Raw genomic sequence first — 16500 nt, 5'->3', positions numbered from 1 at the left:
AGAATAAATGATACTAAAGGTTCAAATAATAAACCGATCAGTGACTCGTCGCAGGGAGATATCATGTCCAACAAAGCCAAGGCCGCATTGGCCGCACTTGCAATTGGTCTGGCCAGTTCGGCCTTGGCCGAATATCCCGAAAAACCCGTGAGCTTTATCGTTCCTTGGCCTCCGGGCGATTTGGAAGACGTACTGACCCGTATGATCGCCGAAGATTTTCAGGCCGAATACGGTGTTCCGGCAGCAGTGGTGAACAAGCCTGGCGGCGGCGGTGGCCCGTTTCCGGGGGCCGTAGAGGTGGCAACAGCCCCGGCAGATGGGTACACAATCGGATCATTTGTTCCAGCGGTTTCATTGATCGGGCACGAGATCGACATCCCGGAGCTTACACCTGAGAAATTCGATCCGATCGGTATTTTCCTGACCTATCCGTTCGTGATCGCGACTTCGGGCAATGCACCTTATTCGTCGATGCAGGAACTGGCCGATTACGCCAAGGAAAACGAGGTGTTCCTCGGGCATTTCGGGGATGTTCTGACGCCAACCCAAGTCACCAAGGCTTTGTCTTCGACAATGGGTTTTGAATGGGCAGGGGATGCGGCATTTGACGCCTTGGATTGTAACACGCTGGCCTCTGGCGATGCAGACGTGATCAACACGACGCTACAGCTTATCCTGCCTTGCCTTGACGATGTGAAGGTTTTGGTCTCGATCACCGGTGAGAGGATCAGCAAGGTTCCTGACACGCCTGCGATTGGCGAGGTTGAGCCGAGCTTAGATATCTCGCTGTGGAACGGTCTGTTCGTGACCAAGGATACCCCGGCGGATGTGCGCGAGAAGATCGCGGCCGTTGCCGAGAAAACTGTGAACAGTGAGCGTGCTCAACAGCTTGCAGAGGAAACAGGTGCGCTGGTCTACTGGCTGAATGCAGACGAAAGCGCCGCCGTGATTGCAGAGGATAAGGCAACTCTGGGCACGATCTCAGAAGCGCTGGGTCAATAACCGCGATCTTTTGAGAGGGTGTCGGCGCGCCCTCTCGCCGCTGCTAAGGACCACTTCGAATGGATAACTCCGAGCTTTTACAGGTCAAAACAAAGTCGTCCGGCCAGGTTGTTTTTGTTGTTGCAGGTTTGATTGTCACATTGGTTCTGCTGTCCCAAATTGGCAACCAGACCGAATGGACCGACAAGGCGCGCAACATTGGCAGCCAGCCCCGTTTATGGCCTGCTATCGCGCTGATCACCATGCTTGCAGGTTTTGCGATCCATTACCGGTTGATGCGACGCAGAAAGCCGAATGCGTTGGATTGGGTCGAAGCCCGGCGTTGGGCGGAGCCATTGGAATACCTCGTTTGGTTTCTTGTCTATGTCCTGGCCGTCCCGCGATTGGGTTTCATGCCCATGAGCATAGTTTTCGCCTGTGCTTTGACCTACCGCCTGGGATACCGGACGCGATTGGCAGTTGGAATTGCTGCTCTGTTCGCGATTGCGATGGTCGTGTTGTTCAAGGGAATGCTGGGTGTGAGTATTCCGGGCGCGCAAGTCTATGAGTTTCTGCCAGATTCGATCCGAACGATTTTTCTGGTGTATCTCTGATGGACCTGGTTTTTTCAGCCATTGACGTTCTGGCACGCTGGCACGTGATGCTTGCCCTTCTGGTGGGGGCGGTGGGCGGGGTCGCCATCGGCGCCATTCCGGGGGTGGGGCCAGCTGTTGCCATTGCCATCCTTTTACCCGCGACGTTTTCGATGGACCCGATTGTGGGGCTGACCTTGCTGTTGGGCATCTACGGGTCGTCAATGTATGGCGGGTCAATTCCTGCAATCCTGATCAATACGCCCGGTACAGCCGTGAACGCGCTGACCACCTATGACGGATTTCCAATGACGCTGCGGGGCGAAGGCCGCCGGGCTTTGTCTCTGGCCTATTCAGCAAGTTTCCTGGGTGGGTTATTTTCAGTCATATGCCTGATCTTCCTGTCGCCCGTTCTGGCAAAGATCGCACCAATGTTTGGATCGCGTGAGATATTCCTTGCGGCTCTGCTTGGCCTTGTACTGGTCGTCGTTGCACATAAAGGCCAGATGGCCATCGCGGCCGCGCTTGCGGGGTTTGGTATTTTGATCGGCACAGTTGGTCTGGAACCTGCTGCCTATACCCGCCGCTTTACCTTTGGTCAGAGTTGGTTGGCGGGTGGTCTTGATCTGATCGTGGTGGTGCTGGGCCTTTTTGCGCTGTCACAGGCGTTTTTGCTGCTGACCATGGATGATGAGAAAATCAGGCTACCTCGGTCGCGCGGTTCTTTGTTTCAAGGTTTTCGTGAGCTTGCGCGTCATCCGCGCGTTGCAGCGATCTCGGCCAGTTTCGGTGTTGTCATGGGTATGATTCCGGGGGTCGGTGAATTTACGGCGCAGTTCATGTCCTACACATCGGCGCGCAAGCTGTCCAAGAACCCCAAAGCGTTCGGGCATGGCTCGTCCGAGGGGCTGATCGCATCAGAAGCTGCCAACAACGCCGTGCCGGCAGCGGCCATGATCCCACTGCTTGCGCTTGGTATTCCGGGCGAGGCGCTGACCGCGATGATGCTGTCGGTGTTTTATGTCCACAACGTGGTTCCTGGCCCTGGTCTGTTCCAGAATGACATGGATTTTGTTGTCGCGCTCTACATCGCGCTGCTGGTCTTGAATGTCATTGTTGTTGGCTTCTTGCTGGTTTCAACCGGCTGGCTGGTGCACCTGACGCGCATTCCCAATCGCTTTCTAGGAATGTGCATCCTTTTGCTGAGTTTCGTTGGCGTGTATTCGATCCGCAATTCGACTATGGACTGCATAATTGCGGCGGTGTTCGGCCTGCTGGGGTTTGTCCTCAAACGCCTGAACATGCCCATCGTCCCGATCATCCTTGGCATGGTCCTGGGGGGGATTATGGAAGTTAAGCTGCGCGCGTCCTTGGCGCGGGTCAAAACCCCGTTGGACTTTATTGATCGCCCCATCGCCTTTCTCCTGTTCTGCGTCATCCTGATCATCCTCGGCTCGACCATCTGGCGGGTCTGGCGGGAATGGCGACCGGTTGATCGCCGCTCAATGCAGAAAAAGGCATCAAACACCTTTGCCAAACGGATTTCAGGTCGCTCGCACCGGCATTTCGAAAACCGTAAGAAACAACAAAGACGGAGGCGTTTCTATGACCATGTGGGTTCCTGAAGGCGATGGGTATGCTGATCTGGGCTCGCATGACAGTTTCGCTAACGGTGCGCCTTACAATTCGTTTGCCCGGCTGGAGGTGCGAGTGCTGTTCGAGGAATTGGTCAAGCGGATCAAAACTATCGAACCCGATGGACCCGAGGCGTTCGTCCGGTCCAATTTTGTAAACGGCATCAAGCGGATGTCTGTTCGCGTCACTTTGCAATAGGTTTTCAATGTCTAACCGTTTACGCGCCCTTTTCATCGATCACCTGTCGATCCCGCGTGGGAAGTACATGCCCGCCAGTAAGATCGGTGATGCCTCGACGCGTTTTGCACGCGCAACGTTCGGGGTGCATTACGATCGCGATCTACTGTTGGACGCGCCGCACGCAAAAGTACGCGAAGGTGCCCCGGACATGGAGTTGCGCTGGCGCGGTGATGACGTGCGCACGGGGTGGGAGCCAAACACTTCAATCGTTTTGGGCGACCTTTACGACGCTGATGGATCGCCCTTGTCCTTGTGTCCGCGAGGTGCCTTGAATCGCGCAGTTGCTGACTGGGAAAAGCACGGCTTAAAGCCAATGCTTGGGATCGAACTGGAAGCCTATGCTTTGCAGGGCGGCGAGGACGGTCGGTTGCGGCCCTATGATGCGCCCGGAGGTGGCGTGTACGGAACCGGGCCGTTCGCCGATCCGATGAGGATCAATGATGTGATCTGGAATAAGGCGCTGGAAATGGGATTCCGGCTTGACCTGATCACGGCCGAATATGACAGCCCCCAGTTTGAGTACACTCTGACCTTTGATCATGCACTATCCGCAGTGGATGACATTGTCCTCTTTCGCCAAATGGCCCGCGAGGTTGCATTGGATCACGGGATCATCCTGACATTTCTGCCCAAGCCGCTGTCCGAGCTTGGCGGGTCTGGAATGCATATCAACTTTTCGTTTCAGGACGCCGAGGGAAAAAACGCGCTTGCGACCGGCGGGGTTGGCGGCCCGGATCACCTTAATGATCTGTCGCGTGGTTGCCTTGCCGGTTTGGTGCACCATCACGAAGGCCTGGCTGGCTTGATTGCCCCCACAGCCGGGTCATACCGTCGCCTTCAACCTGCGTCGCTGTCAGGCTATTGGAAAAACTGGGGTGGCGATCACCGCAGCGTCACCACGCGCGTATCTGGCGAAGGTGGTGCGAAAGCCCGTTTGGAACACCGCATGGCCGACGCCAGTGCCAACCCGTACACAGCCTGTGCCGCGGTCCTTCAGGCCGCCCGTCTTGGGTATGAGTCCGGCATGAACCTGCCGCCCATCGAAACCGGAGACGGGTTCGACAAAGTTGACGCGCGCACCGGAACGGCCCCCAACTTGCGCAAAGCAATTCACGACCTGCAGGCCGACACCGCGTTAGTGGATGCTGTTGGTCGGGAACTGGTTGAAAATCATGCCTTCATGAAAGAGCGCGAATTCCGTAAGACGCGCGAACTGGAGCCTGATGCTCTGCTCGACTTTTATGTGTGGTTTATCTGATATGCGACTTGCAACCCTTGTCACCAACACCGACGTCAGCGCTTTTGCAAAAGCGCGACCGTTGGATGACGAAAAATTCGCGACATTGATTGCCGAGGTTCGCCCCGACTGGGTGGTCACAGCCTTTTGGGTCTGTAAGGGAGAGTTCCCCGAAGATATTTCGGCATTTGATGGCGTTGTGATAACTGGAAGCCCAGCATCCGTGACCGAAAATGCACCTTGGATGCAGCAGCTTGAGGTGCTGATCAAAAATATCATCGAACGCAAGATCCCTGTTTTTGGTGCGTGTTTCGGGCATCAGATCATTGCGAAGACCCTCGGTGCGCCAATTGTGCGGACTCCGGATGGGTGGGCGCATGGTCTGATCGAAAACAACTGCGCGGCCTCCCGGCTGTCGTCGGACCATGAGAATCGATGGAATCTCTACGGTTCGCATACTGAGCAAGTGGGCGCTTTGCCCGATGGTACGCGCCAATCACTAGAAACAGGCCCGGCGGATCGCACAGAATTTGCGACGTTCTTCGAGTATGGAGGGCGATAGATGGGAACGATCACTAAGGCACTGGACCTGCTGACGTTATTCGCCCGTGATCGGGCTGAAATCGGGTTGGGAGAATTCGTACGCCTGACAGGTCGAGATAAGGCGACGATACATCGGCATCTGACTGAGCTGACCGAAAACGGCTATCTTGAACAACATCCTGATACACGCGCTTATCGCCTTGGACCTGCACTCCTGCGCCTTTCGGCCCTGCGCGAGACGTTGTTTCCAGTGCGCAAGCTGTTACAGCCCATCGTTTTTGAATTGTCGGAAACCGTGGGTGAGCTGGCCCATGCCAGCCTTCTGCAAGGCGATGCGTTGTCGCCGGTCGCTCATTCCGATCCGGCTTTGCATGGCATTCAGGTGAATTTCGACATTGCCGAGATGTTGCCCCTACACGCGACGTCATCCGGCATAGCAGCATTGGCCTTCTGTCCGGACGACTGGCAAGCCCGCGTCCTGAGCAGACCGTTGTCGCGCTTTACGGATCAGACAATTTCGGACCCAGCGGACCTGAAGGCCGAAATTGACATGGTGCGCCGGTATGGCGTCGCTTCGGTCGCAGGTGCATTCGACGAGGGCGTCAGCTCAGTCGGTGCGCCGTTATTTGGTGAAGGAGGCCGGGTTCTCGGCTCATTGGCTGTCGCTGTTCCCAGCGTACGCGCCAAGCCGGAGAAACTACGCGATATTGCACTGATGGTATTGAAAGAGGCGGAACGCGCCTCAACCGCTTTGGGTGGTACGGTCCCCCGGAATTTCGAGGACCTGCCGCCGCACTGGGGTGATGAAACTACGACATAACAGGTGATCTCATGAAGGACAGCAATTTCCTTAAAGAAAACAATGCACGCCACCTGTGGCATCCGATGGCTCACCCTGCTGACAGCCTTGCACACCCGCCCGAGATAATTGTTGGCGGCGAAGACGTCAGCATCACTGATGTAGATGGGCGCACAGTTGTGGACGGGGTCGGCGGCCTTTGGAACGTAAACCTCGGCTATTCCTGCCAGCCGGTTAAAGACGCCATTTCGGAACAGCTGGACCGACTGCCCTATTACTCAATTTTCAGGGGAACGACGAACGATCTGGTGATCGAGCTCAGCTATATGCTGCGTGAGTTTTTCGCGCCCGATGGTCTGTCGCGTGCGTTCTTTACGTCAGGCGGATCGGATGGAGTAGAGATCGCCCTGCGCTTTGCGCGGCAATACCACAAAGTGCGTGGGGAAGCCGGACGCGTTAAGTTCCTGAGCCTCAAGAAAGGCTATCACGGAACGCATACATTGGGCGCGTCAGTCAACGGAAACCCGAATTTCCGAACCCAATACGAGCCACTTATGCCGGGCTGCCATCACATTCCCTCGCCCTACACCTATCGCAATCCGTTTGGCGAAACCGACCCGGAGAAACTGGCGCAGTTGTGCCTTGCAGCCCTTGAGGATGAGATCAAGTTCCAGGATCCCTCGACCATTGCGGCGATGATCATGGAGCCTGTTCTTGGGGCAGGTGGGGTTATCCCCCCGCACGAGAGCTTTATGCCTGGTGTGCGTGAGATATGTTCAAAACACGGAATTCTGGTGATCGCGGATGAAGTAATAACAGCCTATGGCCGAACGGGCGCGTGGAGCGGATCGCGCCGCTTTGCTGTGAAACCCGATATGGCGGTCACGGCCAAGGCCATCACAAACGGATACTTCCCTTTCGGCGCTGTAATGATCAGCGACGCCATCTCCGAGGTCTTTGAAAATGATACCTCTGGAAAAGCCACGATTGGATCAGGCTATACCTATTCCGGACATCCGGTTGGCGCGGCTGCTGCAATCGCATGCCTGAAGGAAACCGAACGTTTGAACGTCAAGGACAATGCCGCAAAGCGGGGTGAGCAACTGCATGCTGGTCTCAAACAACTTGGTGAGACATACGATCTGATCGGCGATGTGCGCGGTGGATATGGTTTGATGTGTGCTTTGGAGCTTGTTTCAGACCGGGGTACGAAAGCGCCAATCGACAAAGCCTCAATCGGCAAGGTTCAGAAAACAGCCTACGACGCCGGAGCCATGGTGCGCGTGTCCGGTAACAACATCATTCTGTCGCCGCCACTTATCCTGAGCGAAGATGACGTGAACACAATACTCACTGCTTTGGACAAGGGTTTGGGAGCGGTCTGAGCGCTCAGGCGTCCTGTTCGTCTTCGTTAAGGCGCCGGGTAAATTTCTTTAGCAGCGTCACAAGAGTATCGTGATCTTTTTCCCCAAGGATGTCGCGGTAGTAGGTCGCGATATCCGACACTTCGGTCATATGATTGTTGATGATCGCTTGCCCCGCGTCGGTAATGGCGATGTGCTGGCGGCGACGATCATTGGGGTCAGCCTCGCGCGAAACGAGTCCGGCGTTTTCCATGGAGTGAACAATCCGGCTCAGGCTGGGGGACATCAAGGCAGCGCGATTGGCCAGCGTTCCGGTTTCCATTTTTCCGCTTTCGCTCAAAACGCGCAAGACGCGCCATTGCTGCTCGGTAATGCCGGCTTTTTGCAGCATTTTGCGGATAGGCGCCATGACCGCCTCGCGTGCGCGGGTAAGCGATACGGGCAAAGACTGAGAGGTCGGAGGCAGTAAAGAGTTCACTTGATTTGTCAGCGTGTCTTGCAATGATCTGATCCTATTTATTTCACGTGTTAACTAAATTGATTGACTCGCGGTTGCAATTTCTAGTACACAAGAATTTAATTAACATGATAAGTAAATCGGTGAACTCATGCCGCATATCCACATTGAGTATTCCGGAAACCTTGAACGGGTCGTTGATATGGCCGGTTTGTGCGACGCGCTCCGGCAAACAGCGGTCGGGATACCTGCTTTGCCCATGCCCGGAGTACGCGTCCGCGCGATACGCGTCGATCACTGTTCCATCGCGGATGGCGATCAAAAACATGGGTTTGTTGATATATCGGTCCGTTTGCGCGAGGGGCGACCGGAAGACGTCAAGCAAGACGTCATCGCTAAACTTTTCGAAGCCGCGCAGGCGTTTCTTACACCCGCAATGAAAACGCACTCGATCGCGCTTTCTTCCGAACTGCGCGAGATCGATGCAAAGCTTTCCCCGAAATGCGGCACAATCCGCGACCATCTGGAGGACCCGAAATGAGCCCCTTGGAGCTGAACCTTGAAAAGCTGCGCGCGTTGTTGGGACGTTTCCAGGCAGAAGGGATAAAGAACCGCATTGCGGGCGAGGATCGGGACGGCTCGGCTGGGACGTTTCAAAACACGTCTCCCGTAGACAAGAGCGTGATTTGCAATGTTGCCCAAGGCAATCGTGATGACATCGATGCCGCAGCGAATGCCGCAGCCGACGCCTTTCCCGAGTGGCGCGACATACCCGCAACCGAACGGCGCAAGATACTGATCCGTGTGGCCGAGGCTATCGAAGAACGTGCTGAAGAAATCGCATTGTGTGAATGCTGGGATACAGGCCAGACCCTGAAATTCATGTCCAAGGCAGCGCTGCGTGGAGCCGAGAACTTTCGCTATTTTGCTGATCAAGTCGTTCAGGCACGGGATGGCCAGCATCTGAAATCCCCGGCCCTGATGAATATCACAACACGCGTACCTATTGGGCCTGTTGGTGTCATTACTCCTTGGAACACGCCATTTATGCTGTCCACGTGGAAAATAGCCCCTGCGCTGGCGGCCGGATGTACGGTGGTTCATAAACCGGCGGAAGCAAGTCCGCTTACGGCGCGATTTCTGGTGGAAATCGCTGAAGAGGCCGGTCTGCCAAAAGGTGTGTTGAACACAGTGAACGGTTTTGGCGATGAGGCGGGCAAAGCGCTGTGTGAACATCCAAAAATCCGCGCTATTGCCTTTGTCGGCGAAAGCCGCACGGGCAGTTTGATCACAAAGCAGGGGGCAGATACGCTGAAGCGCAACCACCTTGAACTGGGCGGAAAAAACCCGGTCATCGTGTTTGACGACGCCGATCTTGAGCGTGCATTGGATGCGGTGATCTTCATGATCTACTCGATCAACGGTGAACGCTGCACCTCTTCCTCGCGCCTGTTGATTCAAGACACGATCAAAGAAGAGTTTGAGGCAAAACTCGTCGAACGTGTAAGCAAGATCAAGGTTGGACATCCATTAGACCCGACCACCGAGATCGGCCCGCTGGTTACCGAAGAGCACTACAACAAGGTCACTAGCTATTTTGACATTGCAAAAGAAGACGGTGCGACCGTAGCAGCAGGTGGTACGAAGGTCGGAGACGAAGGGTACTTTGTGCGACCAACGTTGTTTACCAATGCGAACAACCAGATGCGTATCGCGCGCGAAGAGATTTTTGGCCCGGTTCTGACCGCGATCCCGTTCTCGACAGAAGAGGAGGCGCTGCAAATCGCCAATGACACACCTTATGGTCTGACCGGATATGTCTGGACGAACGACCTGACACGCGCATTACGTTTCACGGATCGGCTAGAGGCGGGGATGATCTGGGTGAACTCGGAAAACGTGCGCCATCTGCCCACGCCGTTTGGTGGTGTCAAAGCCTCTGGCATCGGTCGTGACGGTGGGGATTGGAGTTTTGAGTTTTACATGGAGCAAAAGCACATCGGTTTTGCGACTGGGCAGCACAAGATTACGCAACTTGGGATGTAATGTGACTGAAATCGGTGCCTATCTTGGGCTGATATCTTATATTTGGGTTTAGGCGCGTGATCGGAATTTGGGTTCGAAATTCCCAATTTCGATAGGGATCAGAAAACGTCTCCCTCGGGCGAAAAGCTTGAGAGAAACGAACTGACAAAGGAGGAACTGTCATGGGAAAGATCGTGCAGGCTGCGAAGATTACGCATGTGCCGAGCATCTGGATGTCCCACACGATGCCAAAGTACAAAGGCATCCGGCAACCTGCCATCGATGGATATGCGCGCCTGCGTCAGGACGCGATTGATCGCGGGGTCGATACGTTTGTCGTGTTTGACACGCATTGGATTACCAATCAGGGTTTCCATTTGAACACTAAAGAGCACCACAAAGGCCGTTTCATCAGCCACGAACTGCCGCATATGCTGGCGGATATGGAATTCGATTACAGGGGTGATCACGAACTGGGAGAAACCATTCTTGAAGTGCTGCGAGAGCGTGGGGAGCGGGCCCTTGGCCATTCGAACCCCGATATGGGAATGGAATACGGCACGCTTCTACCGATGCACTTCATCAATGAAGGTGTGAATGCACGGGTGTTGCCGGTTGCGGTCAACCAGTTCTCGTCGATCCAGGAAAACCGGGTCTGGGGCGAGGCTATTGCGGAAGGAATTCGCCGCTCGGATCGCAATGTGTCCGTTTTGGCCTCGGGTTCGCTCAGCCATGACTTCACGCCGAACGAACGCTCGGTTGACGGTTTGAACTCTGTCAATGGTGAGTTTAACCGCCAGATGGATCTAAGAGTGATTGAGCTTTGGGGGCAGGGCCGGTTCGAAGAATTCCTTGAGCTTCTTCCTGACTACGCCAAGAAATGTACCGGAGAATGCGCGATGAACGATACGGCGCTTTTGTTTGGTGCGCTTGGTTGGGGCAGCTACAAAGGTAAGATCGATATCTACACACCTTATTTCGGCAGCTCTGGAACGGGTCAGGCAAACATCAGCTTTTCAGTCTAAAAATCTGTACCACAAGGAAAAAGCCAAAAATACCCAATCCGCGATGGCCAATCTCGGTCGGCTGTTGCGGCATAAGAAAGCGAACGGATGAACTGGGACGAATTTGCACATTGGGGGCAGCAGATATCGAAATGGGCTGCCGACTACCATCAAACCCTGTCAAATCGCCCGGTCAGGGCGCAAACGGCACCAGGGGCTATTTCTGCCCAGCTTGAACCGGCGCCGCCAGAAACTGGTCAGCCGATGGAAACCATCATGGCCGACTTTGAACGGATCGTGATGCCGGGGATAACCCATTGGCAGCACCCGCGCTTTTTTGCGTATTTTCCGGCCAATGCCGCGCCGCCATCCATGCTGGCTGAGATGCTGGTGACCACGATCGCTGCGCAGTGCATGTTGTGGCAGACCTCGCCCGCTGGCACCGAAGTCGAAAGTGTGATGGTGGATTGGCTGCGACAAGCGCTTGGTCTGCCCGATGGCATGACAGGCGTCATTCAGGATAGCGCCTCCTCGGCCACACTGTCAGCGGTCCTGACAATGCGCGAACGCGCCACAGGTTTTACCGGTAACCGAGAGGGCTTGAATGCAAAGGGCGCCCTTAGGATTTACTGTTCTGATCAAGTGCATTCTTCGATTGACCGGGCCTGCTGGGTCGCCGGGATTGGTCAGGACAATCTGGTCAAGCTACCCACGCAAGGGCCGACCTTTGCAGTTGATCCCGATGCGCTTGAGGCCGCGATCCAGCGCGACATCGCCGCCGGGCATGTGCCTGCAGGGATCATCGCAATTACCGGTGGCACGGGTGTGGGTGCCTGTGATGATCTAGTGGCCGTGGCGGATATCGCCCAAAGGCATGATCTTTACACGCATCTTGATGCTGCATGGGCTGGGTCGGCCATGATCTGCCCCGAGTTTCGGAGTCCAATATGGGCCGGGGCGGAGCGCTATGACAGCATCGTGTTCAATCCGCATAAATGGCTGGGGGCCCAATTCGACTGTGCGATCCAGTTTCTGAAAGACGCGACACCGCAGCTCAACACGCTAAAAATCGAACCGGAGTACCTCAAGACCACAGGGGCAGAGGTTACGAATTATTCGGAATGGACAATCCCGCTGGGTCGTCGGTTCCGGGCGCTGAAAATCTGGTTCTTGCTACGCTCATACGGGCTTGACGGGTTGCGGGCGCGTATCCGCAATCACGTTGCCTGGGCCAACGAGCTTGCCGAAGAAATCGCTGCGATAGAGGGTTTTGAGATCACGACTGGCCCGATCCTCAGCCTGTTTTCCTTTCGCTGTCCGGGTGACGATGACATGCAGCAGCGACTGGTAGACGCGCTGAACGATGATGGCAGGATTTACCTTACGCAGGGTATGTTCGACGGTCGAAAGATTATCCGCTTTCAAGTCGGGCAATTCGATACAACGCGGGATGACGTGCTAATGGCCGCTGATGTCATTCGCGAGGTTTGGGAAACTCTTGCATGAAATTTGCCACCTTCACCGCCGATGGAGACACATTTTTTGGCGTGATCACCGATAGTGGTGCAATCGCGCTGAACGAAGCATTTCCCGACTACGCCAGCCTCTATGAAGTGATCGCCGCCGGTGCGTTTGATCAGTTGAGTGGTGCAGCCGAAGGCAAACCGGTCACACATACGGATTTTAAGTATGAAATGGTCATGCCGGATACCCGTCGGATCCTCTGTGTCGGCGTGAATTTCCCAGACCGGAATGCTGAATATAACGACGGCAGTGAACAGCCAGAATATATGTCACTGTTCCCACGCTTCGCCAGCGGGTTCACGGGGCATGATCGCCCGTTGATCCGCCCACCGGAAAACCACACGCTGGATTATGAAGGCGAGGTGGCCGTTGTTATTGGAAAGGGCGGTCGCAGAATTTCAAAGCAGGACGCTTATGACCACATCGCGGCCCTGACACTTTGCAACGAAGGCACGATCCGCGATTGGGTACGGCACGCCAAGTTCAACGTTACCCAGGGCAAGAACTGGGACAATTCGGGGGCCATGGGTCCGTGGTTGGTGCCTTTCACAGATCCCGCGCAACTGGATGATGCGCGCATCCAGACCCATGTGAATGGTGAGTTACGTCAGGACGATACTCTGAACCGAATGATGTTCCCGATCTGCCGCGAAATCGAATATATCTCGACTTTTATGACATTGCAGCCGGGGGATATTATCGTCACCGGCACGCCAACCGGGGCAGGCGCGCGGTTTGATCCGCCGAAGTATCTGGTTCCGGGCGATGTCGTAGAGGTCTCGGTCGAAGGCATCGGTACTTTGCGCAACACGGTCAAGGATGAACAGCCATGACGCCGGATGACCACGCCCGCGCCGCCGCTGATTTGCTGCAGGCGGAACGTACCGGCAAGCAGATCGGGCTGCTGACCCTGCGCCATCCCGATATGGGGATGGATGATGCTTACGCGGTACAAAATGCCATCTGTCGCCAGAAGTTAGCGGAGGGGCGAAAGGTAATCGGGTGGAAAATCGGCCTGACCTCAAAAGCCATGCAGCATGCGCTGAACATCGACATTCCCGACAGCGGAATCCTGTTTGATGATATGGCATTCGACAATGGCGGCAGGGTTCCTGCTGGTTGGTTTATTCAACCACGTATCGAAGCCGAGATCGCCTTTGTTATGAAGTCTTCTGTCGGCGGTAAAAACGTGGCTCGTGAGGATGTTATCGCTGCCACGGACTACGTGGCACCCTCAATCGAAATCCTCGACACCCGCATTCAACGCGCAGACCCAAAGACGGGCAAGTCGCGCACCGTCTATGATACAATCAGCGACAATGCCGCCAATGCGGGAATTGTGCTGGGCGCAGAACGCCATGCGATTGATGCTTTCGACTTGCGCTGGGTCGGCGCGTTGACTTTTCGCAATGGCGAGATTGAGGAAACCGGCCTGGGGGCCGGGGTACTGAACGACCCAATCGAAAGCGTGGTCTGGTTAGCCCGTCGTATGGCGCAATATGGTCAGAGCATTGAGCCGGGCCAAATCGTCCTTTCCGGAAGTTTTATCCGCCCTATCGAGTGTCCAACAGGCGCGGAAATCCGCGCAGATTTCGGGGCTTTTGGTTCGGTCGATATCACTTTTGCCTGACAGTAACGCCGCAGATGCCAGCGCCCAGACAGTTAAGATCGCCCACCTAAAGGTCATTATCGCAACCGTCGCTCTTACAACAACAGTCAGCTAGGGGTTATGATCCTGACCCTAATTTTCTAAGTATTCGCTCCAACTCAGCAGCCTCAGATTTGCTGAGCTTGTCCTGAATGGAATTGACCAGCATTTCAGCGTAAACCGGCCACATCGCCTTTCTGATCGCTAGCCCCTTGGGTGTAAGCTTGATCGTCTGACCTCTTCCATCATTTTCAACTTCCTCCCGAGTGATAAGACCTGCTTCAGCAATACGGCCCAACATGCGGGATAATCCGTACTGTGGAAGCAATAACCTTTCCTTCAACTCGTAGGGGCGGATACCGTCCGGCCCAGCCTTTTCGATTTCAAGCAATACGTCATACCAGCCAAGCCTTGGTAGGTTGTTGTTCTTCAACTCAGACTCGATGCCGTCAAGCAATGCTTGGCCCGTATTCAGCAAAGAAGTCCAAATTCTCGTTGTTTGTGGGTCTGGGGTGATCATGCCCAAGTTCTCGCAGAAAGATGCAATTGCATCAACCTTGACGTTTGCGCATTGAAGCCAATATAGATGCATATGCATCCACCTTGGAGATACCAGATGACCCTTCACCTGATGAGCCACGTTCTGTGCCCCTATGTTCAACGTGCGGCCATTTCGATGTTCGAAAAAGAAGTGCCTTTTGATCGAACTGATATCGACCTTGGGAACAAGCCAGATTGGTTTCTGGAAATATCACCGCTGGGAAAAACGCCGGTTTTAACCTTCGACGGCCATGCCATTTTCGAATCTGCTGCCATTCTGGAGTTTCTGGAGGAAACGCAAAAACGTCCACTTCATCCAAATGACCCCATTTCGCGTGCTCAGCATCGAGGATGGATTGAGTTCGGCTCGACAATCCTGAACGATATTGCTGGGTTCTATAGTGCTAAAAGCGAAGACATGCTTGACCAGAAGATCACCACTCTGGCCGCAAAATTTTCGCAGCTAGAGCTGCAATTAGATGACGGGCCGTATTTTTCAGGCAGCAAATTTACCTTGGTGGATGCCGTTTTTGCGCCGATATTCCGGTATTTCGACACGTTCGATGAAATTGCAGATTTCGGTATTCTGGTGGGAAAGAAGAAAGTTCTTACGTGGCGAAAGGCGTTGGCTGCGCGACCTTCGGTCGTCAACGCGGTCTCGGCCGATTATCCCCGACTTCTCTGGGAGTTTCTGCTAAAACGCGACTCTTACCTGTCTAATTTGATGAAGCAGCCAATTGGCGGGGATCAATATCGTCTGCCGCACGAAACAGCCACGAAAGTTTAATTCGGGCCGCTGTGCCTGCAGAGCGGACCTTCAAGGTATTGATGATGGCGGTTCCAATCCCAAGGCAGCTACGTACTATCGAGCAGGAAGACGCGTGCTGACCGAACGAGGGCACCGTCTTCAAGCTGCGTTGTAAATCTCGGTTGCTGAGGTCTTGGATCGGTTGTCGACCCCGGTTCTGCAGGGTGACTAAATGTCGAAGATGTCCATCAGGCTTTCAAACATGCTTTCACGTTTTCGCCGTTGGGGGCGACGCTGTCCGGTCTGGGGTTGCTGTTTATAAGACTGTTCATCGTCAAAAGACCGCTCGACGGAAACACTCTGCGCACCAGCGTCCTGAAGGGCTTCTTCGCGGATCATCAAGATGATCTTTTCAAGTTCGCCTTTGTCCAGCCAGATGCCGCCTGACGTTTGGCAGATATCGATCTTCACACCATAACGCTCAACCTCTTTCATCGGGGAGCCGTCAATTGGAGAACTGAGTAAGGGCATATTGTTTTACCTTTGCTGAAAGGATGTACGACACTCACATTTAACGCTTTTCCGTCCTCGTGATATGATGATTTGGATGTGTTGATACAAGGGTATGAAGTCCCGGAGTTCTGCGACACAACTGCCAGGGCCGAGAGTAAAAGATCGAACTGCGCCACTTGTCAGGACAACGTCGGGCCTATGGATAAAACATCTACTACGGGCACCGTTTCGGTGTGAGCCCAGGTGCTGGTATCGCCTTCAGCGTAAAAACTCTCACCTTCTAAAATATGGGGTCTTCCCAGCAAGTCTCTTTTGTATTCTGAGAATTCGCGCGACTCCCCCAGCCGAAGGCTGGGTTTGGTACTGCCAGCCAATCGCCCCATCGGTTTTATGACCTTGGCTGTGCGGCTGTAACTTGAGCAGCCCTTATGTCAGAATATCTGCCTGCGGTGGGATATTTACCAGTCGGGCGACCGCGTGATTGCAGCAGCTAACCTCGGTCCAGATTACTCTAGTTGCCGACACGAAAAGGATTGTCAGTTGCAGCGTATAATGGGCGAGGTCGGCTGCATGATCGCCGCCCCAATCGGGGGCGGAGTCCACTTCTACCTCGTGGCTGTTTTTGAACTGAACCCTGTGCGCGTTGGAG

Annotated in this window: 18 protein-coding genes and 1 pseudogene; 15 read left to right on the top strand and 4 right to left on the bottom strand. The window is 54.7% G+C overall.

What is annotated here, in order from left to right:
• The first annotated feature begins 63 nt into the window (after positions 1-63).
• Genes AC2FIT_RS19580 through AC2FIT_RS19545 form a run of 8 tightly spaced genes read left to right on the top strand, consistent with a single transcriptional unit; the run spans position 64 to position 7413 of the window.
• On the top strand, positions 64-1002 hold the full coding sequence (locus tag AC2FIT_RS19580) for a tripartite tricarboxylate transporter substrate-binding protein (protein ID WP_496831718.1): 939 nt from the start codon (positions 64-66) through the stop codon (positions 1000-1002).
• A 59-nt stretch (positions 1003-1061) separates the two neighbouring features.
• A complete protein-coding gene (locus tag AC2FIT_RS19575; RefSeq protein ID WP_496831717.1) occupies positions 1062-1595 on the top strand; it encodes a tripartite tricarboxylate transporter TctB family protein in 534 nt (177 codons plus the stop codon).
• The gene (locus AC2FIT_RS19570) at positions 1595-3199 is read left to right on the top strand and encodes a tripartite tricarboxylate transporter permease (protein WP_496831716.1); all 1605 of its coding nucleotides are present in this window, start codon (positions 1595-1597) and stop codon (positions 3197-3199) included. Before AC2FIT_RS19575 ends, AC2FIT_RS19570 begins: the two co-directional genes overlap by 1 nt.
• On the top strand, positions 3180-3407 hold the full coding sequence (locus AC2FIT_RS19565) for a hypothetical protein (RefSeq protein ID WP_496831714.1): 228 nt from the start codon (positions 3180-3182) through the stop codon (positions 3405-3407). The genes AC2FIT_RS19570 and AC2FIT_RS19565 overlap by 20 nt, the downstream gene beginning before the upstream one ends.
• A 7-nt stretch (positions 3408-3414) precedes the next feature.
• Entirely contained in the window at positions 3415-4707 is a 1293-nt protein-coding gene (locus AC2FIT_RS19560; protein ID WP_496831713.1) for a type I glutamate--ammonia ligase, read from the top strand.
• Between the two features lies 1 nt (position 4708).
• Positions 4709-5248 (top strand): type 1 glutamine amidotransferase, encoded by a 540-nt coding sequence (locus tag AC2FIT_RS19555; RefSeq protein WP_496831711.1) that lies wholly within the window; start codon positions 4709-4711, stop codon positions 5246-5248.
• Positions 5249-6049, top strand: coding sequence for an IclR family transcriptional regulator (locus tag AC2FIT_RS19550; protein ID WP_496831709.1), 801 nt, complete (start codon positions 5249-5251; stop codon positions 6047-6049).
• An 11-nt stretch (positions 6050-6060) separates the two neighbouring features.
• The gene (locus tag AC2FIT_RS19545; RefSeq protein ID WP_496831707.1) at positions 6061-7413 is read left to right on the top strand and encodes an aminotransferase class III-fold pyridoxal phosphate-dependent enzyme; all 1353 of its coding nucleotides are present in this window, start codon (positions 6061-6063) and stop codon (positions 7411-7413) included.
• 4 nt (positions 7414-7417) lie between these two features.
• On the opposite strand, the gene hpaR is transcribed toward AC2FIT_RS19545, so the two are convergent.
• Complete coding sequence (gene hpaR, locus AC2FIT_RS19540; protein ID WP_496831705.1) at positions 7418-7870, bottom strand: homoprotocatechuate degradation operon regulator HpaR; 453 nt, start codon at positions 7868-7870, stop codon at positions 7418-7420.
• A gap of 130 nt (positions 7871-8000) precedes the next feature.
• Here hpaR and AC2FIT_RS19535 point away from each other — a divergent pair, with 130 nt between their 5' ends.
• The 6 genes from AC2FIT_RS19535 (at position 8001) to hpaH (ending at position 14032) form a co-directional block, all read left to right on the top strand.
• The gene (locus tag AC2FIT_RS19535) at positions 8001-8390 is read left to right on the top strand and encodes a 5-carboxymethyl-2-hydroxymuconate Delta-isomerase (protein ID WP_496831703.1); all 390 of its coding nucleotides are present in this window, start codon (positions 8001-8003) and stop codon (positions 8388-8390) included.
• Entirely contained in the window at positions 8387-9895 is a 1509-nt protein-coding gene (gene hpaE / locus AC2FIT_RS19530) for a 5-carboxymethyl-2-hydroxymuconate semialdehyde dehydrogenase (protein WP_496831701.1), read from the top strand. Before AC2FIT_RS19535 ends, hpaE begins: the two co-directional genes overlap by 4 nt.
• A 161-nt stretch (positions 9896-10056) precedes the next feature.
• Positions 10057-10899, top strand: a complete 843-nt coding sequence (gene hpaD / locus AC2FIT_RS19525; protein ID WP_496831699.1) for a 3,4-dihydroxyphenylacetate 2,3-dioxygenase — start codon at positions 10057-10059, stop codon at positions 10897-10899.
• Between the two features lie 87 nt (positions 10900-10986).
• On the top strand, positions 10987-12384 hold the full coding sequence (locus AC2FIT_RS19520; RefSeq protein ID WP_496831697.1) for a pyridoxal phosphate-dependent decarboxylase family protein: 1398 nt from the start codon (positions 10987-10989) through the stop codon (positions 12382-12384).
• On the top strand, positions 12381-13235 hold the full coding sequence (locus AC2FIT_RS19515) for a fumarylacetoacetate hydrolase family protein (protein WP_496831695.1): 855 nt from the start codon (positions 12381-12383) through the stop codon (positions 13233-13235). Before AC2FIT_RS19520 ends, AC2FIT_RS19515 begins: the two co-directional genes overlap by 4 nt.
• Positions 13232-14032: a 2-oxo-hept-4-ene-1,7-dioate hydratase gene (gene hpaH / locus AC2FIT_RS19510; RefSeq protein WP_496831693.1), complete on the top strand. Its 801-nt coding sequence runs from the start codon at positions 13232-13234 to the stop codon at positions 14030-14032. The genes AC2FIT_RS19515 and hpaH overlap by 4 nt, the downstream gene beginning before the upstream one ends.
• Before the next feature lie 97 nt (positions 14033-14129).
• Here the strand turns inward: hpaH and AC2FIT_RS19505 are convergent, their stop codons facing one another.
• Positions 14130-14570, bottom strand: a complete 441-nt coding sequence (locus tag AC2FIT_RS19505; protein WP_496831691.1) for a MarR family winged helix-turn-helix transcriptional regulator — start codon at positions 14568-14570, stop codon at positions 14130-14132.
• A gap of 66 nt (positions 14571-14636) precedes the next feature.
• Between AC2FIT_RS19505 and AC2FIT_RS19500 the strand changes: the two genes are divergently transcribed.
• Positions 14637-15377, top strand: a complete 741-nt coding sequence (locus tag AC2FIT_RS19500; protein ID WP_496831689.1) for a glutathione S-transferase family protein — start codon at positions 14637-14639, stop codon at positions 15375-15377.
• A gap of 189 nt (positions 15378-15566) precedes the next feature.
• Here the strand turns inward: AC2FIT_RS19500 and AC2FIT_RS19495 are convergent, their stop codons facing one another.
• Complete coding sequence (locus AC2FIT_RS19495; RefSeq protein WP_496831688.1) at positions 15567-15869, bottom strand: TFIIB-type zinc ribbon-containing protein; 303 nt, start codon at positions 15867-15869, stop codon at positions 15567-15569.
• 408 nt (positions 15870-16277) lie between these two features.
• Positions 16278-16500, bottom strand: a pseudogene (locus AC2FIT_RS19490) (hypothetical protein); the annotation flags it as partial.

It is taken from the genome of Ruegeria sp. YTSA135 (genome assembly GCF_059610165.1).
This window is presented reverse-complemented; position numbering and strand designations above follow the sequence as displayed.

Excerpts from the sequence above, each read along its gene's own strand:
- AC2FIT_RS19555 (WP_496831711.1), top strand. The coding sequence starts at position 4,709 with ATGCGACTTGCAACCCTTGTCACCAACACCGACGTCAGCGCTTTTGCA.
- hpaD (WP_496831699.1), top strand. The coding sequence starts at position 10,057 with ATGGGAAAGATCGTGCAGGCTGCGAAGATTACGCATGTGCCGAGCATC.
- AC2FIT_RS19505 (WP_496831691.1), bottom strand. The coding sequence starts at position 14,570 with ATGATCACCCCAGACCCACAAACAACGAGAATTTGGACTTCTTTGCTG.
- AC2FIT_RS19520 (WP_496831697.1), top strand. The coding sequence starts at position 10,987 with ATGAACTGGGACGAATTTGCACATTGGGGGCAGCAGATATCGAAATGG.
- AC2FIT_RS19560 (WP_496831713.1), top strand. The coding sequence starts at position 3,415 with ATGTCTAACCGTTTACGCGCCCTTTTCATCGATCACCTGTCGATCCCG.
- AC2FIT_RS19570 (WP_496831716.1), top strand. The coding sequence starts at position 1,595 with ATGGACCTGGTTTTTTCAGCCATTGACGTTCTGGCACGCTGGCACGTG.
- hpaE (WP_496831701.1), top strand. The coding sequence starts at position 8,387 with ATGAGCCCCTTGGAGCTGAACCTTGAAAAGCTGCGCGCGTTGTTGGGA.
- AC2FIT_RS19500 (WP_496831689.1), top strand. The coding sequence starts at position 14,637 with ATGCATATGCATCCACCTTGGAGATACCAGATGACCCTTCACCTGATG.
- AC2FIT_RS19580 (WP_496831718.1), top strand. The coding sequence starts at position 64 with ATGTCCAACAAAGCCAAGGCCGCATTGGCCGCACTTGCAATTGGTCTG.
- AC2FIT_RS19550 (WP_496831709.1), top strand. The coding sequence starts at position 5,249 with ATGGGAACGATCACTAAGGCACTGGACCTGCTGACGTTATTCGCCCGT.
- hpaH (WP_496831693.1), top strand. The coding sequence starts at position 13,232 with ATGACGCCGGATGACCACGCCCGCGCCGCCGCTGATTTGCTGCAGGCG.
- AC2FIT_RS19495 (WP_496831688.1), bottom strand. The coding sequence starts at position 15,869 with ATGCCCTTACTCAGTTCTCCAATTGACGGCTCCCCGATGAAAGAGGTT.
- AC2FIT_RS19535 (WP_496831703.1), top strand. The coding sequence starts at position 8,001 with ATGCCGCATATCCACATTGAGTATTCCGGAAACCTTGAACGGGTCGTT.
- AC2FIT_RS19575 (WP_496831717.1), top strand. The coding sequence starts at position 1,062 with ATGGATAACTCCGAGCTTTTACAGGTCAAAACAAAGTCGTCCGGCCAG.
- AC2FIT_RS19565 (WP_496831714.1), top strand. The coding sequence starts at position 3,180 with ATGACCATGTGGGTTCCTGAAGGCGATGGGTATGCTGATCTGGGCTCG.
- AC2FIT_RS19545 (WP_496831707.1), top strand. The coding sequence starts at position 6,061 with ATGAAGGACAGCAATTTCCTTAAAGAAAACAATGCACGCCACCTGTGG.
- AC2FIT_RS19515 (WP_496831695.1), top strand. The coding sequence starts at position 12,381 with ATGAAATTTGCCACCTTCACCGCCGATGGAGACACATTTTTTGGCGTG.